The sequence below is a fragment of the Galbibacter mesophilus genome (genome assembly GCF_023721415.1).
Lineage (GTDB): Bacteria > Bacteroidota > Bacteroidia > Flavobacteriales > Flavobacteriaceae > Galbibacter > Galbibacter mesophilus.
The window spans coordinates 173,211-189,773 of record NZ_JAMQVC010000003.1 but is presented as its reverse complement, the minus strand read 5'-3'; the positions used below and the strand labels follow the sequence as shown (position 1 = coordinate 189,773).

Here is a 16,563-nt window from a genome sequence, read left to right as displayed (position 1 = left end):
ATTCCATTCCTTCAGAAGAAATTAAACTATCTTTTTAATTACCCGAAGTTTATGGGTGTGCATTTTTTTATCCACATTAAAAATCCCTGTATGGTCTAGACGGTCAATTCGCACTTTTCCGTAGGAATGGATTATATAATTATCTTTCATTATAATACCTACATGAACGATATTCCCTTCATCATCATCAAAAAAGGCAAGATCTCCTGGTTCGCTTTCTTCAATAAAACTGAGCGCCTCTCCCTGTTTAGCTTGTTGAGCGGCGTCCCGAGAAAGCTTATAACCATTAAGTTTATAAACCATTTGTGCCAGTCCGGAACCATCGATTCCAAAAGGCGTTTTCCCTCCCCATAAATACGGACTATTAATGTATAGAAATGCGGTTTCTACGAGCCTTTCTTTGGGAAGCACACCTTGTTTCTTCTCACCATCAAAACTGGCATTAAGATGATGTGCACTGCCAACATTACACCCTAAAGGAATGGGAAGCAAATTGTTTTGAGCATCATAAATGAATTCTACAAGATCGGCAGACAACACCATGGTTTCACTTTGGATAGCGTGGTACATGGCTTCATCTATTAGCTGAAATTGCACATTTTCAATCCACCCTTCATAATTATCAAAAGCCAAACGAATTCTGCTCCAATACTTTCGTTGTTCCAACACTTTAAAATGTTCGCCGTACAGTACCTGAGAACTTAATTCTCCATGGTGTTGGGGTTCACTACGTAAGGGAACTATGCTTAAATGGCAAATTCCGTATTGCATTTACAAGGTATTGCTTAATAAAATTAATTTCTTTCAATAATTATTGCTGAAGCACCACCACCACCATTACAAATAGCTGCTGCTCCTCTTTTAGCATTATTTTGGTCTAAAACGTTTAGAAGCGTGATTAGAATACGTACTCCTGAACAACCTAGTGGGTGGCCTAATGAAACCGCTCCACCGTTTACATTTACATTTTCATCCGATAATCCTAAGATTTTCATGTTTGCCAATCCAACTACCGAGAATGCTTCATTGAATTCAAAGAAATCAATATCCTCAAGAGATAAATCTGCTTTAGCCAACGCTTTTGGAAGCGCCTTTGCAGGCGCTGTTGTAAACCATTTAGGCTCTTGAGCGGCATCTGCATAACTTATAATGGTCGCCAAAGGCTTTATTCCCAACTCCTTTGCTTTTTCCTCGCTCATTAAAACCACTGCTCCTGCTCCATCGTTAATTGTAGAAGCGTTGGCAGCCGTAACGGTTCCGTCTTTACTGAAAGCAGGTCGCAACGAAGCTATTTTTTCAAGTTTTACATTCCTATATTCCTCATCTTCATTCACTACAATGGCATCTCCGCGTCTTTGCGGCACTTCCACCGGAACTACTTCATTCTTGAACTTTCCTTCTTCCCAAGCCTTTGCTGACCTTTGGTATGATTGAACAGCAAAAGCATCTTGATCTTCACGACTAAAACCATATTCCGTAGCGCACGCATCTCCACAAACACCCATTGCATTTTGGTCGTAAGCATCTACAAGACCATCTTTTTGTAAGCCGTCTTCCAGTTTTCCCGGACCAAACTTGGTTCCTTTTCGCATGTGTACGTAATGCGGAATCAAACTCATATTTTCCATTCCACCAGCAACAACTACCGAAGCATCGCCCAAAGCGATAGCTTGGGCCCCTTGCATAACGGCCTTCATTCCACTGGCACAAACTTTATTTACCGTTGTACATGGTACGGTATCGGGAATACCTGCGTACAATGCCGCTTGTCTCGCAGGCGCTTGACCCTCGCCAGCCTGTACTACGTTACCCATTAACACCTCTTCTACTATAGACGGATCTAAATTTATCTTTTCCAAAGCACCTTTAATTGCCACTGCACCTAATTTTGGGGCAGAAACCGTTGAGAGTGCTCCTAAAAAACTTCCAATTGGAGTTCTTGCAGCCGAAACTATTACCACTTTCTTCATAATACTCGTTTTGTAATTGCGAATTTAGTTAATTTAAAAAGATATTTATAATAAGTTGATTTTTTATAGCATTTCTAACTAATTCAGAAATGAAAAACGCGCCATTTTCAAACAACTTTTCTTGGACCTCCATTTGTCCACAACGCATTAAATACTACTGAATAACGTGGACGATGCTATTTTTTGTTACATTTGAATATTAATAACCCCACCGAGGTTAACTCCTAATGAATGAAGAATTTTTTGGATAGTATTTACAAAAACCAATCTTTAATCTATAAAGGTTTCCTTTTTATCGCCACCATTGTTCTTGTGGTCTATCTTTTCCCAAAGGGAGGAAAATTTAAATACGATTTTCAGAAAGGAAAATTATGGCAATACGAAACTTTGTACGCGCCATTCGATTTTGCTATTTACAAAACCGACGAAGAGCTTAAAAACGAAAAGGCCGCCATTACTGCCAATCACCCTGATTATTTTAGATACGACCGAACAATACGGGATGCCGTTTATAATAGTTTTGTAGAAAAGTTCCCTTCTTATTTTTTAGCTGAAGATTTTAATGGGGAAACGTTGAATAAAATTAAGTCGAATGCAAAAGAGCTTTTAAACCGAATTTACGACAAAGGCGTTGTGCAAAGCAGTACCGATTACAAAGAAGATAAAGTGGTAAATGTGGTACAAGGAAACGAAGAAAAAACTGTATTGTACGGCAGCTTCATAAAGCTCAATCAACTGGAAAGAACAATTAATTCTTATCTATCTGAAAAAAAGCTTACCGACTTTAGAGAATCTTTCAGCAGTTTATACTTCGATATTATTCAACCCAATATATTTTTCGATAGTGATTTAACAGAAAAAACACTCGAGCGGGAACTGGCAAAAGTAACCACCACTCGTGGAAATATTGACAAAGGAAAGCGTATAATCGCCAAAGGAGAGGTTGTTGAAGGCGAAAAATACAATGTGCTAAATTCACTTCGTAATGAATATCAGTCCAAACTATGGAATGAAAATAATTACAACTGGATTGTCTTCGGATATACCATTTTGGTGGGAGTCACACTTTTTATGCTCCTCCTTTTCTTAAAAAAATATCGCCCAGAAGTTTTTGTAAATAACAATAAAGTCACTTTTATATTTTTCAATATTCTAGTGATGATTTTTCTCACTACGACCATTGTAAAATTTAATGTGCAATACGTTTACGTAGTGCCTCTTTGTATCATGCCTTTGATACTAAAAGCCTTTTTCGACCCTCGATTAGGCCTCTTTACGCATGTTTTAACGGTACTACTGCTGGGTTTTATTGTTCCTAATAGTTTTGAATATGTTTTCCTCCAGACGATTGCTGGTATTGTAACCATACAAACCATTTCTGAACTTCATAAAAGAGCCAATCTTTTTATATCGGTAGGTCAGATCACATTGGTTTACATCATTGCTTATTTTGCCTTCTATATTATCCATGAAGGTAATTTTGACAACATACACTGGGTTACCTTCGGATTATTTGTACTGAATGGACTCGCGACCTTGGCGGCCTTCCCACTTATTTACATTTATGAAAAATTGTTCTCCCTCGTTTCTGATGTTTCGTTATTAGAGCTTTCCGATACTAATTCTAGACTATTAAAAGAACTTTCAGATAAAGCCCCGGGAACTTTTCACCACTCGCTTCAAGTGGCAAATTTAGCGGAAGCGGCAGCGAACGAAATTGGTGCTAATTCCATGTTGGTGCGTGTAGGAGCTCTCTATCATGATATCGGAAAAATGAACAATCCTACCTATTTTACTGAAAACCAAACCACCAGCGTTAATCCGCATAACGAACTTTCACCGGAAGAAAGTGCCAAAATTATTATAAACCATGTCATTGAAGGTATTGAAATGGCGAAAAAGAATAATTTACCAGATAGAGTTGTAGATTTTATAAGGACCCACCACGGTACATCCTTGGTCTACTATTTTTACCGAAAAGCGCACGAATTGGAAGAGCAAGTTAATAAAGAAGACTTTCAATATCCCGGTCCGATTCCTTTTTCCAAAGAAACTGCCATTTTAATGATGTCAGACTCGGTTGAAGCGGCATCCAAAAGCTTGAAAAATCCAACTTTTACCATTATAAATGATTTTGTAGATAAAATTATCAACAAGCAAATAGAAGAAGACCAGTTTTTAAATGCAAACATCACTTTTAAAGAAATACAATCCATAAAAAAAGTACTCAAACAGAAACTTACCAACATTTACCATCTAAGAGTTGAATATCCCGAATAACATAGTACACTGGTTGCTAGAAGAGTATTAAAAAGATTGAAAAATATTTACCAAAATAGTTGCATTGTTCTAGATGAACTCATACATTTGCATCCGCAATTTCAGGTTGCACGTTCATAATAATAGTAAAGAAAATAGGAGAGGTGCCAGAGTGGTAATGGAGCAGATTGCTAATCTGTCAACGCGTAAGTGTTGCCAGGGTTCGAATCCCTGTCTCTCCGCTTTTTTATTTAGTTGTAGAAGAAATAAATCATACTAAACATCATGATTTATTTTGTTACGACGATATTTCAAGAGTGTACTTCTCGACAAAAATCGAGATAAACTACACTACGAGAAACAACACCTTCGGGGTGTAGCGTAGCCCGGTTATCGCGCCGCGTTTGGGACGCGGAGGTCGCAGGTTCGAATCCTGCCACCCCGACAAAAAAGCCAGCATTTAATAATGCTGGCTTTTTTTATAATCTCATTTTTCCTAGACAAATGCTTCTCATGATAGAAAGTTTGGAAAACCTAAATCTTATCTACTCCCTGAGCCCATATTAAACTAATTTTCTTTCTTTAGCAAACTCATCCCCACATAGGCTATCAACCAAACAACAACCCCTACTAGCGCAGCGTATTTACCTACTAAAATAAATATTCCTTCCATACCCTAACTGTTTTTTCTGTAACTACAAACGTACTTTATTGAAAACATTTGAAAACTGACATAGATCATGTTTAGCGATTAACAATTATTTTTTTATTAGCCTACAAAAATGATTTTCAGCACATTGTTTTTTAATTAAGAAAAAAGGAGTTGATTTTGTTGTTTTATTAGAAAAGGTGATTATCTTTGCACCGCCTTTACGATAAAGGCCAATGCAACGAAGTTCAGTATCATTTATGGTTTGTTTATTCTTATGAAAAAGACAACCATTTGATTTTAAAATATTTTAGATAATCGGTCGCGTAGCTCAGCTGGATAGAGCATCTGCCTTCTAAGCAGACGGTCACAGGTTCGAATCCTGTCGCGATCACAAACAAACCCTGTAGAAATGCTCTACGGGGTTTTTTGTTTTATACCTTATTCAATTACGCTTCCTGTAACGCTTTCCCTGAAAAACCTTTTGGAATAACGCAAAAACAAAAAAAGCTGCCTCTGGTGAGACAGCTTTTATAGCAATATATTGTTCTACAAATTACTTGCTCAAATACATTTTTCTTCTTTGATAAAGATCGTAGAACTCATCATCTTTTAAGCTATCTATAAACAAGATGCTTTCCCCTGTACTCTTCATTTCTGGCCCTAAATTCTTGTTCACGTTAGGGAACTTATTGAAAGAGAATACTGGTTGTTTAATAGCATAGCCCTCCAATTTTGGATTGAAATTAAAGTCTTTCACCTTTTTCTCACCAAGCATTACTTTGGTTGCATAATTAACGTAAGGTTCTTTGTACGCCTTGGCAATGAAAGGAACCGTTCTCGATGCTCTTGGGTTTGCCTCAATGATGTATACTTTGTCGTCTTTTATAGCGAACTGAATATTGATTAAGCCTACCGTATTAAGTGCTAAAGCAATCTTTTTAGTATGGTCTTTAATCTGCTCGATTATTAAATCTCCAAGGTTAAATGGAGGCAGGGTAGCATTGGAGTCTCCAGAGTGAATACCGCAAGGCTCAATGTGCTCCATAATACCTATAATGTACACATCTTCCCCATCGCAAATGGCGTCTGCTTCTGCTTCAATTGCTCCATCTAAATAATGGTCGAGTAAGAGTTTGTTATTTGGTATTTTTCTAAGAAGATCTACTACGTGTTCTTCTAGTTCTTTTTTATTGATAACAATTTTCATTCCTTGACCACCTAATACATATGATGGACGTACCAAGATTGGGAAATTCAATTCTTCGGAAAGTGCCAATGCTTGATCAGCAGTTTCAGCAACTCCAAATTCTGGATAAGGAATGTTGTTATCTTTCAACAATGTTGAGAAACTTCCTCTATCTTCAGCTAAATCTAAAGATTCAAAGCTCGTTCCGATTATTTTTATTCCGTATTTATTAAGCTTTTCCGCAAGTTTTAGAGCAGTTTGTCCACCCAACTGAACAATTACCCCTTCCGGTTTTTCATGACGAATGATGTCGTAGATATGCTCCCAGAATACAGGCTCAAAATATAGTTTATCGGCTGTATCAAAATCAGTGGAAACCGTTTCAGGATTACAGTTGATCATAATGGTTTCGTAGCCACATTCTGCAGCTGCCAATACCCCGTGAACACAACAGTAATCGAACTCAATCCCTTGTCCGATTCTGTTTGGACCTGAACCTAGTACTACAATTTTCTTTCTGTCGGTTACAACGCTTTCATTTTCAGAATACACTTTTCCGTCAGCGGTTTCTACCACGTCTTCAAAAGTAGAATAGTAGTAAGGAGTTTGTGCTTTAAATTCCGCAGCACATGTATCAACCAATTTATAAACTCGGTTGATGTTTAATTCCTCACGTTTCGCGTGCACTTCACTTTCCCAACAATTTAGCATGTGTGCAATTTGTCGGTCTGCAAATCCTTTTTGTTTTGCCTCTAAAAGCAAGCTTTTCGGAAGTGTTTCTATGGTGTGAGTTGAGATTTCTTTTTCTAGGAAATGAAGTTCTTCGTATTGTCTTAAGAACCACATATCTATTTTAGTAATCTCGTTGATGCGGCTCAATGGTATTCCTATTTGAATTGCATCGTAGATTGTGAAAACCCTATCCCAACTGGCATGGGTAAGTTTTTCAATAATCTGATCGTAATTTTTATATCCTTTTCCGTCGGCACCTAGTCCGTTTCTCTTTATCTCTAAAGATTGAGTTGCCTTGTGCAGTGCTTCTTGGAAAGAACGCCCAATACCCATAACCTCCCCAACACTCTTCATTTGGAGTCCGAGCTCTCTATCAGATCCTTCAAATTTATCGAAGTTCCAACGAGGTATTTTTACGATTACATAATCTAGCGTAGGCTCGAATAAAGCCGAAGTAGATTTCGTAATTTGGTTTTGTAATTCATCTAAGGTATAACCGATAGCCAATTTACTGGCAATTTTTGCGATTGGATATCCTGTTGCCTTCGATGCCAATGCTGAAGATCTAGAAACACGTGGGTTAATTTCAATAGCAATAATATCTTCCTTGTCGTCCGGACTTACTGCAAACTGAACGTTACAACCACCTGCAAACTCCCCGATACTTCGCATCATATGGATGGCCATGTCCCGCATTTTCTGGAAAGTTCTGTCAGAAAGTGTCATTGCCGGCGCTACCGTGATAGAATCCCCTGTGTGGATTCCCATCGGGTCCATATTTTCAATAGTACAGATAATAACTACGTTGTCGTTATCATCCCTAAGCAATTCCAGTTCGTATTCCTTCCATCCCATCATGGCTTTGTCAATCATCACCTCATGAATAGGGGAAATCTCCAATCCTCTACTTAAATGACCGTCAAAATCTTCTTGTTTGTAAACAATTGATGCCCCTGCACCTCCTAAGGTGTAGGATGCGCGAATCACTAAAGGAAAACCGAAGTTTTGTGCAATTTCTTTTCCTTTTAAGAAAGAAGTCGCGGTGGCTTGTGGAGCCATTGGGATTCCAATTTTCAGCATCAATTCGCGGAATTTCTCACGGTCTTCCGTAATATTGATAGCGTCGATATCTACCCCGATAATTTCAACATTAAAATCTTCCCAAATTCCTTTTTCATCAGCTTCGATACAAAGGTTTAATGCAGTTTGTCCTCCCATAGTTGGTAAAACTGCATCGATATTTGGGTGTTTCTTTAAAATATCGATTATGGATTTGGTGGTTAGGGGTTTTAAGTATACATGATCTGCCATCGATGGATCTGTCATGATAGTAGCAGGGTTGCTATTTATCAAAATGGTTTCAATTCCATCTTCTCTTAATGAGCGTAGTGCTTGCGAACCGGAATAATCAAATTCACATGCTTGCCCGATAATAATAGGGCCAGATCCTATTATCAATATACTCTTAAGGTCTTGTCTTTTTGGCATCTTTTAAAAAACTATTTACTTTGAATTATGGTGTTACAGGATATAAAAAAAGGCGTTACTAATAAAAGTAACACCTCTATATTTAATAATCAAATTCGATCATTATTTCTTATGTCTAGGTTCAGAAGAAACAGATAATTTCTTTCTACCTTTTGCTCTTCTGCTAGCAAGCACCTTTCTCCCATTCACAGAGGCCATTCTCTCTCTGAATCCGTGCTTATTTCTTCTTTTTCTCTTCGAGGGTTGAAACGTTCTTTTACTCATTGTTAATATCTTTATCTCTTTGGTAATTCAATATTTAACGGCTTGCAATATACTTCACAAAAGCGCGGCGCAAATATACAAAGAGTTTTTACTTTAGCAAACACCTTTTTAAAAATATTTTTATTTGTTTTTATTACCTTTGCCCTTCAATTGAAAATACCCAATATGTTCAACAAAAATATAAAATTAGTAATAGCCGCATTAATCATTGCTTACGCCGTTTATCAATTTGTGGAAGGGAATATAGGCAATGGGATATTCTTAATTCTATTGTCGCTTATTTTTATTTTCCTTTATTTTAGAAATGAAATGATTTTACTGGCTTTTCTTAGAATGAGAAAGCAAGATATGGAAGGAACCGAGAAGTGGTTGAATAAAATTAAAAATCCTGAAAGTGCTTTAATTACTAAGCAACAAGGGTACTACAATTACCTAAAAGGCATTATTTCTTCCCAAACAAATTTAACGCAAGCTGAAAAATACTTTAAAAAATCGATTAAGCTTGGTTTAACAATGGATTATGATTTGGCAATGGCAAAATTAAGCCTTGCCGGAATTGCGATGCAGAAAAGAAGAAAAAGAGAAGCTACAATGCTTTTAAATGAAGCCAAAAAACTTGACAAACAAAATATGCTGAAGGATCAAATTAAAATGATGCAACAGCAAATGAAGAAAATCTAGATTTTTTCTTTTTTACAAACCAACACCCCAAAGATTTTTAAATCTTTGGGGTGTTTTCTTTTGAGCCAATTTAGTGGCTTAGCCTTATTGAATAGCTTATCCTTTTATCTTACTTTGTTGAACCGTCCCGTACTTATCCATTAAATATATTAACGAAGTCATAGTCGCTGCGCCGAGCTCTAATTCTCTTTTATTTACCGCATCAAATGTGTCATTAGCGGCGTGATGATGATCGAAATAGCGTTGGGAATCGGGTCTTAGCCCAGCCAATACGGTTCCATTTCCTTTAAGTGGTCCCACATCGGCGCCGCTACCACCTTGCTCGAAATAATGAATGAGATAGGGTTTAAAAAGTGGTTTCCAAGAAAGTATTTGCTCAAAATTAGCTTCGTCACAATCAAAGGAAAATCCTCTTGGGGTAAAACCTCCGGCATCACTTTCCAGCGCAAAAACATGCTTTTCACCTTTTTCTTTGGCCACTTCAGCATATTTTTTTGCACCCCTCAATCCGTTTTCTTCATTCATAAAAAGTACCACACGAATGGTTCTTTTGGGTTTGTATCCTGTTTTTTTCAGCAATCGAAGCACTTCCATACTCTGTACGCATCCTGCGCCATCATCATGCGAACCATCGCCTAAATCCCAAGAATCCAAATGACCACCCACGGTAATAATTTCATTGGGATATTCACTTCCTTTTATCTCTCCTATCACGTTATAGGATTGTACATCGGGAAATACTTTACAGGTTTGTTTAAAGTAGAACTTAATATTTTTATCCAAAGCCAGCATGGTACTCAACAATTCAGCATCGTTGGTGCTTATGGCTGCCGCAGGTATTCTCTTGGCAACGGGTAACTCGCCATAACTCATACTTCCTGTGTGCGGCAAATCGTCCAAGCGTAAATTCATAGATCTCACCACCACACCTACGGCTCCAAATTTGGCAGCTTCTGCAGCACCCGAATAACGCTGATCTACACATCCTCCATACGCTTCAAAAGTTTGAATAAGTTCTGGCTGCATGGGGCGGTTGTAAAAAACGATTTTTCCTTTAATTTTATCTTCTCCCAGTTTTTCCAACTCTTCTAATCCCTGCACTTCTATCACCTCGGCTTTCAATCCGCCCAACGGCGTAGCAACCGAACCGCCCAACGCACATATATTCACGTTGTTGGTCATGCCTGGAGAAGTTTCAATATAAGCAAACTCCTTAATGCCACGTGTCCATTTTGGAACCATCACAGGTTGTAACCATACTTTGTCCAACCCAAGGGAATCTAATTGTTCCTTGGTGTATTTTACTGCTAATTCAGCATTAAAAGAACCCGATAGTCGGCCTCCAATTTGGTTAGAAAGATAATCCAGCCATTCATAGCTTTGACCTTCCGTTAAGGAAGCCGTGTAAATTTGTCTAAGTTGCTTTTCGTCTTCGGTTTGGGACACTCCTAAAAATGGTAGTAAAAAAAGGAGAAATACAATTGTTTTTCTTGTCATCAGTAATAATTATTCTTTATTCAGTTGTTCTTTATATTGCTCTAAATGTTCTTTAATTTTTGGATCTAAAGTTGGGTACTTAATATCTTTATAATCTTTTAATTCATCATATAAAATATCAGCCACGATTACACGGGCAGCCTTTTTGTTATCGGCCGGTATAACATACCAAGGTGCTTTTTCCGTAGAAGTAATATTAATCGCTTCTTGATAATACTGTTGATATTTATCCCACAACATTCGCTCCTTTAAATCAGCAGGGGAGAATTTCCAATTTTTCTCTTCCAGATTCAATCGCCTTAGCAGTCTGTTTTTTTGTTCCCATTTCGACAAATGAAGGAAAAATTTAAAAACTATCGTTCCATTTTGCACTAAATGTTTTTCAAAATTCTTAATCTGCTCAAAACGATTATGCCAAAAATCCTCTGTGATATCTTCTACGGAATTAATTCCTGGAATGTTTTCACCTAAAATATATTCTGGATGGACACGCGTCACCAACACATTTTCGTAATGCGTCCTGTTAAAAACACCAAACTTTCCTCTTGCCGGAAGTGCGATGTAGTGGCGCCAAAGGTAATCGTGTTTCCGCTCCAAATCGGTTGGGGTTTTAAAACTATGTACCACCACACCCCGCGAATTAAAATCTTTAAAAACTTCCCGAATGAGACTGTCCTTTCCGGCAGTATCTATCCCTTGAAAACAAATAAGCACACTGTATTTTCCGTGTGCATAGATGATGTCTTGAAAATCTCCCAGTTTTTTTCTGATATGTTTTAAACGGTCTTTTAATTCTTCTTCGGAAGCTCCCAAATTGTTTTCCGTAGGAATATCCTTTAACTGAATAGAAGACGTAACTCTGTATTGAGAAGATTTAATTTTATCCATATAACTATATTTTGTTTAACACTGAAGAATTTAAAAAAACCAGTGCAATAAGATACTTGCTGAATTTCAAGATTTAACCACAACCCGAAATAAGTTTACCACAAAGTTTTTTAAAAATACAATTAATATTGTAATATTGCTTTGCCCAAATTAATGAACTTAAGAATACATGCTATGAAGAACGCTACGCTTTTTCTGTTACTTATCCTATCCGTAAATTTTTCCATCGCGCAATGCAGCTCTGCTTATTCGCAGGCTACCTATGCATTGGCACACACTAAAAAGTCTTTGAATGCCGATAATTTCGACCATCAAATGTATTACGCCGGTCGTGCCATCGATGCCTTGGAAAAAGCCAAAACACTGGTGGAAAGTTGTGGTTGCGACGATGCCATAAACCCAATTTTGGATGGTTTGGATAATTTAAAACAAGCGGAAGAGCCAGCAGATTGGGAAGCTGGTAGATTTTATGCCAAACATGGTTATGAATATCTTCAAGAACTTATGACGAAACTGGATATTTGTACCACCAGCGCCGCAAGCGTTAGTTACGAAACCAATACTTCTACCGTTAGTTCTACGGAAACTTCTATAGTTGAATCTACGCCTACTGAGGCAAATTCCTCTACTCAAAACAGTTTGCTATCGCAACAACAACAATTGGAAGCAGAGAAGCAACGATTGATGGAGCAGCAAAGGCTTTTGGAAGAAAAAATTGCAAAGCAACAGCAATTGGCAGAACAGGCCCGAGTAAACCGTCAGTTGGAGCTTGAAAAGCAACTCCGATTAAAACACCAAGCAGAACAGGCGCTTTTCGATTTGGAAGAGAACTACAAATCCTTAGCTCAGGCGCTTGGCTGTCAAGACGCATTAAATGTTTTAAATGGTGGATACGCTCGTGAAGACAGTGCTTTAAACAATGAAACCTTGGCACAAACAAAAGCATACTACTTGAATTTAACTACACAAACTGAGCAAAAAGTATTAGGGGCTTTAAACAAGTGTGCCGGAAAGTAATTTTTGGTTGACTGTTGAGTGGTAAATGTTCAAAGTTCATTAGATTTCGTTGTCCCATAAACTTTTGAGTCATATCGACCATCGGGAGATATCTCACTTGACCGCTTCTCGTTGGTGTGTGATTTCTCTGCCTTCCTTCGGTCGGCATCGAAATGGCTAGAGACTTCAGACCTCAAACAGCCATAAATCTTTAAATCATTCAATTCTTCAATCCTTAAATTCTAAGATTATCCATTTCCTACACGGAAAATTGCCGTTCCCGCGGCGAGGGGAGGGTCATTAGGTTGAGGGGAAGGTCTAAGTACCCGAGGGAAACGTCTTTCTAGTCGAGGGAAATACTGTGAGGTGTGAGGGGAAGGTCATCATGATGAGGGAAACGCTGATAAGCTTGCGGGAAAGGACTGCAAGTTAAAAAGACAAAGTTTTCATTTTGGCCTTTTAAGTTTAAAATCCAATATCAAAATTATTTTTTAGCCTCCCGCCTATGGCTTACTGCGTAGCGCAATCGTAAATTGGTTGATTGGTTAAATGGGTTAATTGTGGAATCAGGTAGTTGTTAAGTTGTTGAGTCGATAAGTTGAGAAAGTTTTTTCGTTTTGGAAATAATGATAAATTCAACTTTTCCAGCCTCCAACATCTAACCTCCGGCATACGACATAAACGTAAATGAGTCAATTCTTCAATCTTTAAATCCCTTGAATTGTTAAATCGTTTAATTGTGAAGTTGTTAAGCCGATAAGCTGTCAAGTCGCAGAGGTTCAAAGTTAGCTAGTTGCTCGTTTTAGTTGTCCGCATGTGCAATGAAAAGAAACTTCAAACCAAAAACCCTTCAAAATTATTACAGCCTCCCCTATTTCACTCCGTGGTAAGTGGCTACGGTCATTACCATCACCATTACGCAAGAGATAAAAATACCGATGGTATTGGCTAAAAAGGCTTGCTTGTAAGGCATTCTAAAAAGGTAAGCAGCAATACTTCCAGCATAGACTCCCGTTCCTGGAATGGGCAACATAACAAAGAGTAACACGCCCCAAAACCCATATTTCCCAATACTGGAACCAGAACCCGTTTTAACCCTTTTGGCGACTTTAATGGCGTTTCTTTTATAAAACTTCCAACGTAGCAGGCGCCCATTTAACGAATCTAGAAAGAACATCATTATAGGAAACACAAACACATTCGCTACAAAACAAGCTACGAATGCTATATATAGATTTACCTCATTGAAGATAGCATAAGGAATCCCTACTTTAGCTTCCCCGAATGGAGAAATACTCCATAACATTGCTACAACTATATCTATAATCATCCCCTACTCCTTTCTTTTTTTAGACAGTATATAAATGGGATTAGCTCCCCAAAGCTGCCATTTTTATAGCTGCAATAGCGGCTTCTGTACCCTTATTACCGTGTTTTCCGCCACTTCTGTCAATAGCCTGTTGCATGTTGTTATCGGTGAGAACGCAAAATATCACAGCCGTATCATACAAAACGTTCAGGTCTTTAATCCCTTCCGCAGTAGCGTTGCACACAAAATCAAAATGTTTGGTCTCTCCTTGAATTACACTCCCAATGGCAATTATTGCATCGGGTTCGTGCTTTTTAATCATCTTTTTAGCACCATGGGTAAGCTCAAAACTGCCAGGAACGTCCCAGCGGATGATATTCTCCTCCAGTGCACCACAATCCAACAGCGCTTCCATAGCTCCTTTACAAAGTGCTTCAGTTATTTCTGAATTCCACTCTGAAACAACAATCCCAAACCGAAAATCTTTCGCATTTGGGATTGTAGCTTTATCATAAACTGATAAATTTTTATTTTCTGTAGCCATAATTTTATAATTCTATCAGCAAAAATTTACTGATACAAAGTTAGCTATTGCTTACTTAAGCGTTTCTGCTTTTCCGATATAAATATCGATTGTTCTTCCTTCTTCAGAATCTGCATATTCGTTTTTAATTCTGTTGAAGTATTTCAAAGCTTTCTCATTGTTACCTTCTTGCAAAGAAAGTACGCCGGCTTTAAATAAAAATTTAGGTGTAGTAAACGCGTTATCGGCATGGGCGATGGCTTTTTCATAATATTCCAATGCATCGACATCTTGGCCCAATTGCACAAAAGCGTCCCCAATTCCACCTTTTGCCAAAGCTCCTAAAATAGGGTCGTCTGACTTAAAGTCTTCTAAATACTCAATTGCTTCTTGGTATTTTTGAGTGTTTAAGTATGCCATTCCAGCACTGTAATGCGCTAAATTCGCTGCTTTGGTTCCACCGTAATTATCGATAATGTCCAACAAACCGTATTTCCCATCCGCACCGTTAAGCGCCAAACCGTATAAGGAATCTTTTGCTGTGCTGTTTACCGCTTCATCAAAATATTGCTGCGCAAAGAACATTTCGTTGGAAGCCTCAGCCTCCTTTGGTTTCATTACAAACTGTTGGTATCCTAAAAATCCGAGTACTACAAGTACTACAGCGCCAATTCCACCTAAAATATATTTTTGATTGCTCGCTACCCACTCTTCCGTCTTACTAGCACTTTCATCTAAGGTACTAAATACCTCTTCCGTAGTACTATGTTCATCATGTAGAGGGTTCTCCTCCTTTTTGTGTGGTTTTTTATAGCCTCTTTTCTTATACGTTGCCATGTCTACATTTTTATTAAGCCTCGCAAAAATAAAATTTTTATTGTAATAGGAAAGGGAAATTATTTGATAATTTCAATTGCTGCATTTTTTATTTTACTAATTTCGTCCGCAGGAGTTTTTTACTTCTTAAACAATCGCTTGGAAACTCTTTTTTTATGCTGAATAAGATGTTTTCCTTAAATGAAGCATTCCGTAAATGCAATTAGAAAGATTATCGCTCATAAACTTTAAGAATTTCGACTCGCAAGACTTTTCTTTTGATGCTAAGATAAATTGTTTTGTGGGGCGTAACGGTATTGGCAAAACCAATGCTTTGGATGCTATTTATGTTCTTTCCTTTGGAAAAAGTTACTTTAACCCTATTGCTTCCCAGAATATTAAGCACGGGGAGGGATTTTTTGTAATCACCGGTGAGTACCTTCGTGATGATAAAGAAGAAAAGATTGTTTGCAGCCTTAAAAAGGGGCAAAAAAAGATGGTAAAGCGTAATGGAAAAGTGTACGATAAGCTCTCGGAACACATTGGTTTTCTTCCCTTGGTTATTATTTCTCCTGCTGACCGTGACCTTATTATTGAAGGAAGCGAAACGCGCCGCAAGTTTATAGACAGTGTTATTTCGCAAAGCAATAAACCGTATTTACAACACCTTATTAATTACAATAAAGTGCTGGCACAACGAAATTCCCTGCTGAAGTATTTTGCGCTCAACAATACTTTTAATGCTACCACTTTGGAAGTTTACAATGAGCAAATGCAGGAATACGGACAAAAAATCCACGAAGCTCGCAAGGAGTTTTTGGAGACCTTTATCCCTATTTTTAAAAAACGTTACGCTTCTATTTCTGGTGGAAAAGAGGAAATTAACCTTACTTATCAAAGTCAGTTGCTGGAAAAAGACCTCAGCACACTTTTCAAAGAAAATTTGAATAAGGACAAAGCCTTGCAATACACCTCAGTGGGAACGCATAAAGACGATTTGAGTTTTGAAATTGGCGAATACCCAATTAAAAAGTTTGGCAGTCAGGGACAGCAAAAGTCTTTCTTGATTGCCCTGAAATTAGCACAATTCGATTTTATAAAAGAACAGGCCGGCCACACTCCCATTCTTCTACTGGATGATATTTTTGACAAACTGGATGAAAACCGTGTGAGTCAGATTATCGAGCTGGTAGACCGCGATGAATTCGGACAAATATTTATAAGCGACACCCACCCCGAACGAACGGAAAACGTAGTTAAAAAAACCCACCAAAGCTATAAAATGATAGTGTTGGAGTAGGT

13 protein-coding genes and 3 tRNA genes are annotated in these 16,563 nt (G+C 37.9%); 7 read left to right on the top strand and 9 right to left on the bottom strand.

Annotated features, from left to right (window positions below; translation table 11 throughout):
• Positions 1-21: 21 nt before the first annotated feature.
• Together NDQ75_RS12655 and NDQ75_RS12650 are read right to left on the bottom strand one after the other, a co-directional pair.
• Entirely contained in the window at positions 22-771 is a 750-nt protein-coding gene (locus tag NDQ75_RS12655) for a C40 family peptidase (protein WP_202029493.1), read from the bottom strand.
• 23 nt (positions 772-794) lie between these two features.
• Entirely contained in the window at positions 795-1,970 is a 1,176-nt protein-coding gene (locus NDQ75_RS12650; protein ID WP_202029494.1) for a thiolase family protein, read from the bottom strand.
• Between the two features lie 231 nt (positions 1,971-2,201).
• On the opposite strand from NDQ75_RS12650, the gene NDQ75_RS12645 reads away from it, so the two are divergent.
• The 4 genes from NDQ75_RS12645 (at position 2,202) to NDQ75_RS12630 (ending at position 5,272) form a co-directional block, all read left to right on the top strand.
• Entirely contained in the window at positions 2,202-4,250 is a 2,049-nt protein-coding gene (locus tag NDQ75_RS12645; RefSeq protein ID WP_202029495.1) for an HD family phosphohydrolase, read from the top strand.
• 137 nt (positions 4,251-4,387) lie between these two features.
• Positions 4,388-4,471 (top strand) — tRNA-Ser (locus tag NDQ75_RS12640).
• 128 nt (positions 4,472-4,599) lie between these two features.
• Positions 4,600-4,674: transfer RNA gene (locus NDQ75_RS12635), tRNA-Pro, on the top strand.
• Positions 4,675-5,198: 524 nt separating this feature from the next.
• Positions 5,199-5,272: transfer RNA gene (locus tag NDQ75_RS12630), tRNA-Arg, on the top strand.
• Positions 5,273-5,434: 162 nt separating this feature from the next.
• Here NDQ75_RS12630 and carB read toward each other — a convergent pair.
• Both carB and rpmH read right to left on the bottom strand, forming a co-directional pair.
• Entirely contained in the window at positions 5,435-8,287 is a 2,853-nt protein-coding gene (gene carB, locus NDQ75_RS12625; protein WP_202029496.1) for a carbamoyl-phosphate synthase large subunit, read from the bottom strand.
• Between the two features lie 102 nt (positions 8,288-8,389).
• Positions 8,390-8,551, bottom strand: a complete 162-nt coding sequence (gene rpmH, locus NDQ75_RS12620; protein WP_008615344.1) for a 50S ribosomal protein L34 — start codon at positions 8,549-8,551, stop codon at positions 8,390-8,392.
• 165 nt (positions 8,552-8,716) lie between these two features.
• Between rpmH and NDQ75_RS12615 the strand changes: the two genes are divergently transcribed.
• Complete coding sequence (locus tag NDQ75_RS12615; RefSeq protein ID WP_202029497.1) at positions 8,717-9,232, top strand: DUF2892 domain-containing protein; 516 nt, start codon at positions 8,717-8,719, stop codon at positions 9,230-9,232.
• Between the two features lie 96 nt (positions 9,233-9,328).
• Here the strand turns inward: NDQ75_RS12615 and NDQ75_RS12610 are convergent, their stop codons facing one another.
• Positions 9,329-10,729: a M20/M25/M40 family metallo-hydrolase gene (locus NDQ75_RS12610; protein WP_202029498.1), complete on the bottom strand. Its 1,401-nt coding sequence runs from the start codon at positions 10,727-10,729 to the stop codon at positions 9,329-9,331.
• A gap of 9 nt (positions 10,730-10,738) precedes the next feature.
• On the bottom strand, positions 10,739-11,617 hold the full coding sequence (locus tag NDQ75_RS12605; RefSeq protein WP_202029499.1) for a PPK2 family polyphosphate kinase: 879 nt from the start codon (positions 11,615-11,617) through the stop codon (positions 10,739-10,741).
• 153 nt (positions 11,618-11,770) lie between these two features.
• On the opposite strand from NDQ75_RS12605, the gene NDQ75_RS12600 reads away from it, so the two are divergent.
• Positions 11,771-12,634, top strand: a complete 864-nt coding sequence (locus tag NDQ75_RS12600) for a hypothetical protein (protein ID WP_242513718.1) — start codon at positions 11,771-11,773, stop codon at positions 12,632-12,634.
• An 850-nt stretch (positions 12,635-13,484) separates the two neighbouring features.
• Here the strand turns inward: NDQ75_RS12600 and NDQ75_RS12595 are convergent.
• Genes NDQ75_RS12595 through NDQ75_RS12585 form a run of 3 tightly spaced genes read right to left on the bottom strand, consistent with a single transcriptional unit; the run spans position 13,485 to position 15,282 of the window.
• Positions 13,485-13,943, bottom strand: a complete 459-nt coding sequence (locus tag NDQ75_RS12595) for a COG2426 family protein (RefSeq protein ID WP_202029500.1) — start codon at positions 13,941-13,943, stop codon at positions 13,485-13,487.
• 40 nt (positions 13,944-13,983) lie between these two features.
• On the bottom strand, positions 13,984-14,466 hold the full coding sequence (ribH, locus tag NDQ75_RS12590) for a 6,7-dimethyl-8-ribityllumazine synthase (protein ID WP_202029501.1): 483 nt from the start codon (positions 14,464-14,466) through the stop codon (positions 13,984-13,986).
• Positions 14,467-14,517: 51 nt separating this feature from the next.
• On the bottom strand, positions 14,518-15,282 hold the full coding sequence (locus NDQ75_RS12585) for a tetratricopeptide repeat protein (protein WP_202029502.1): 765 nt from the start codon (positions 15,280-15,282) through the stop codon (positions 14,518-14,520).
• A gap of 196 nt (positions 15,283-15,478) precedes the next feature.
• On the opposite strand from NDQ75_RS12585, the gene recF reads away from it, so the two are divergent.
• Positions 15,479-16,561, top strand: coding sequence for a DNA replication/repair protein RecF (gene recF, locus NDQ75_RS12580; protein WP_202029503.1), 1,083 nt, complete (start codon positions 15,479-15,481; stop codon positions 16,559-16,561).
• Positions 16,562-16,563 lie beyond the last annotated feature (2 nt).

What these genes read in the sequence shown, in the direction of transcription:
- NDQ75_RS12655 (WP_202029493.1), bottom strand. Translation starts at nt 771, where the DNA reads ATGCAATACGGAATTTGCCATTTAAGCATAGTTCCCTTACGTAGTGAA.
- NDQ75_RS12650 (WP_202029494.1), bottom strand. Translation starts at nt 1,970, where the DNA reads ATGAAGAAAGTGGTAATAGTTTCGGCTGCAAGAACTCCAATTGGAAGT.
- NDQ75_RS12645 (WP_202029495.1), top strand. Translation starts at nt 2,202, where the DNA reads ATGAAGAATTTTTTGGATAGTATTTACAAAAACCAATCTTTAATCTAT.
- carB (WP_202029496.1), bottom strand. Translation starts at nt 8,287, where the DNA reads ATGCCAAAAAGACAAGACCTTAAGAGTATATTGATAATAGGATCTGGC.
- rpmH (WP_008615344.1), bottom strand. Translation starts at nt 8,551, where the DNA reads ATGAGTAAAAGAACGTTTCAACCCTCGAAGAGAAAAAGAAGAAATAAG.
- NDQ75_RS12615 (WP_202029497.1), top strand. Translation starts at nt 8,717, where the DNA reads ATGTTCAACAAAAATATAAAATTAGTAATAGCCGCATTAATCATTGCT.
- NDQ75_RS12610 (WP_202029498.1), bottom strand. Translation starts at nt 10,729, where the DNA reads ATGACAAGAAAAACAATTGTATTTCTCCTTTTTTTACTACCATTTTTA.
- NDQ75_RS12605 (WP_202029499.1), bottom strand. Translation starts at nt 11,617, where the DNA reads ATGGATAAAATTAAATCTTCTCAATACAGAGTTACGTCTTCTATTCAG.
- NDQ75_RS12600 (WP_242513718.1), top strand. Translation starts at nt 11,771, where the DNA reads ATGAACTTAAGAATACATGCTATGAAGAACGCTACGCTTTTTCTGTTA.
- NDQ75_RS12595 (WP_202029500.1), bottom strand. Translation starts at nt 13,943, where the DNA reads ATGATTATAGATATAGTTGTAGCAATGTTATGGAGTATTTCTCCATTC.
- ribH (WP_202029501.1), bottom strand. Translation starts at nt 14,466, where the DNA reads ATGGCTACAGAAAATAAAAATTTATCAGTTTATGATAAAGCTACAATC.
- NDQ75_RS12585 (WP_202029502.1), bottom strand. Translation starts at nt 15,282, where the DNA reads ATGGCAACGTATAAGAAAAGAGGCTATAAAAAACCACACAAAAAGGAG.
- recF (WP_202029503.1), top strand. Translation starts at nt 15,479, where the DNA reads ATGCAATTAGAAAGATTATCGCTCATAAACTTTAAGAATTTCGACTCG.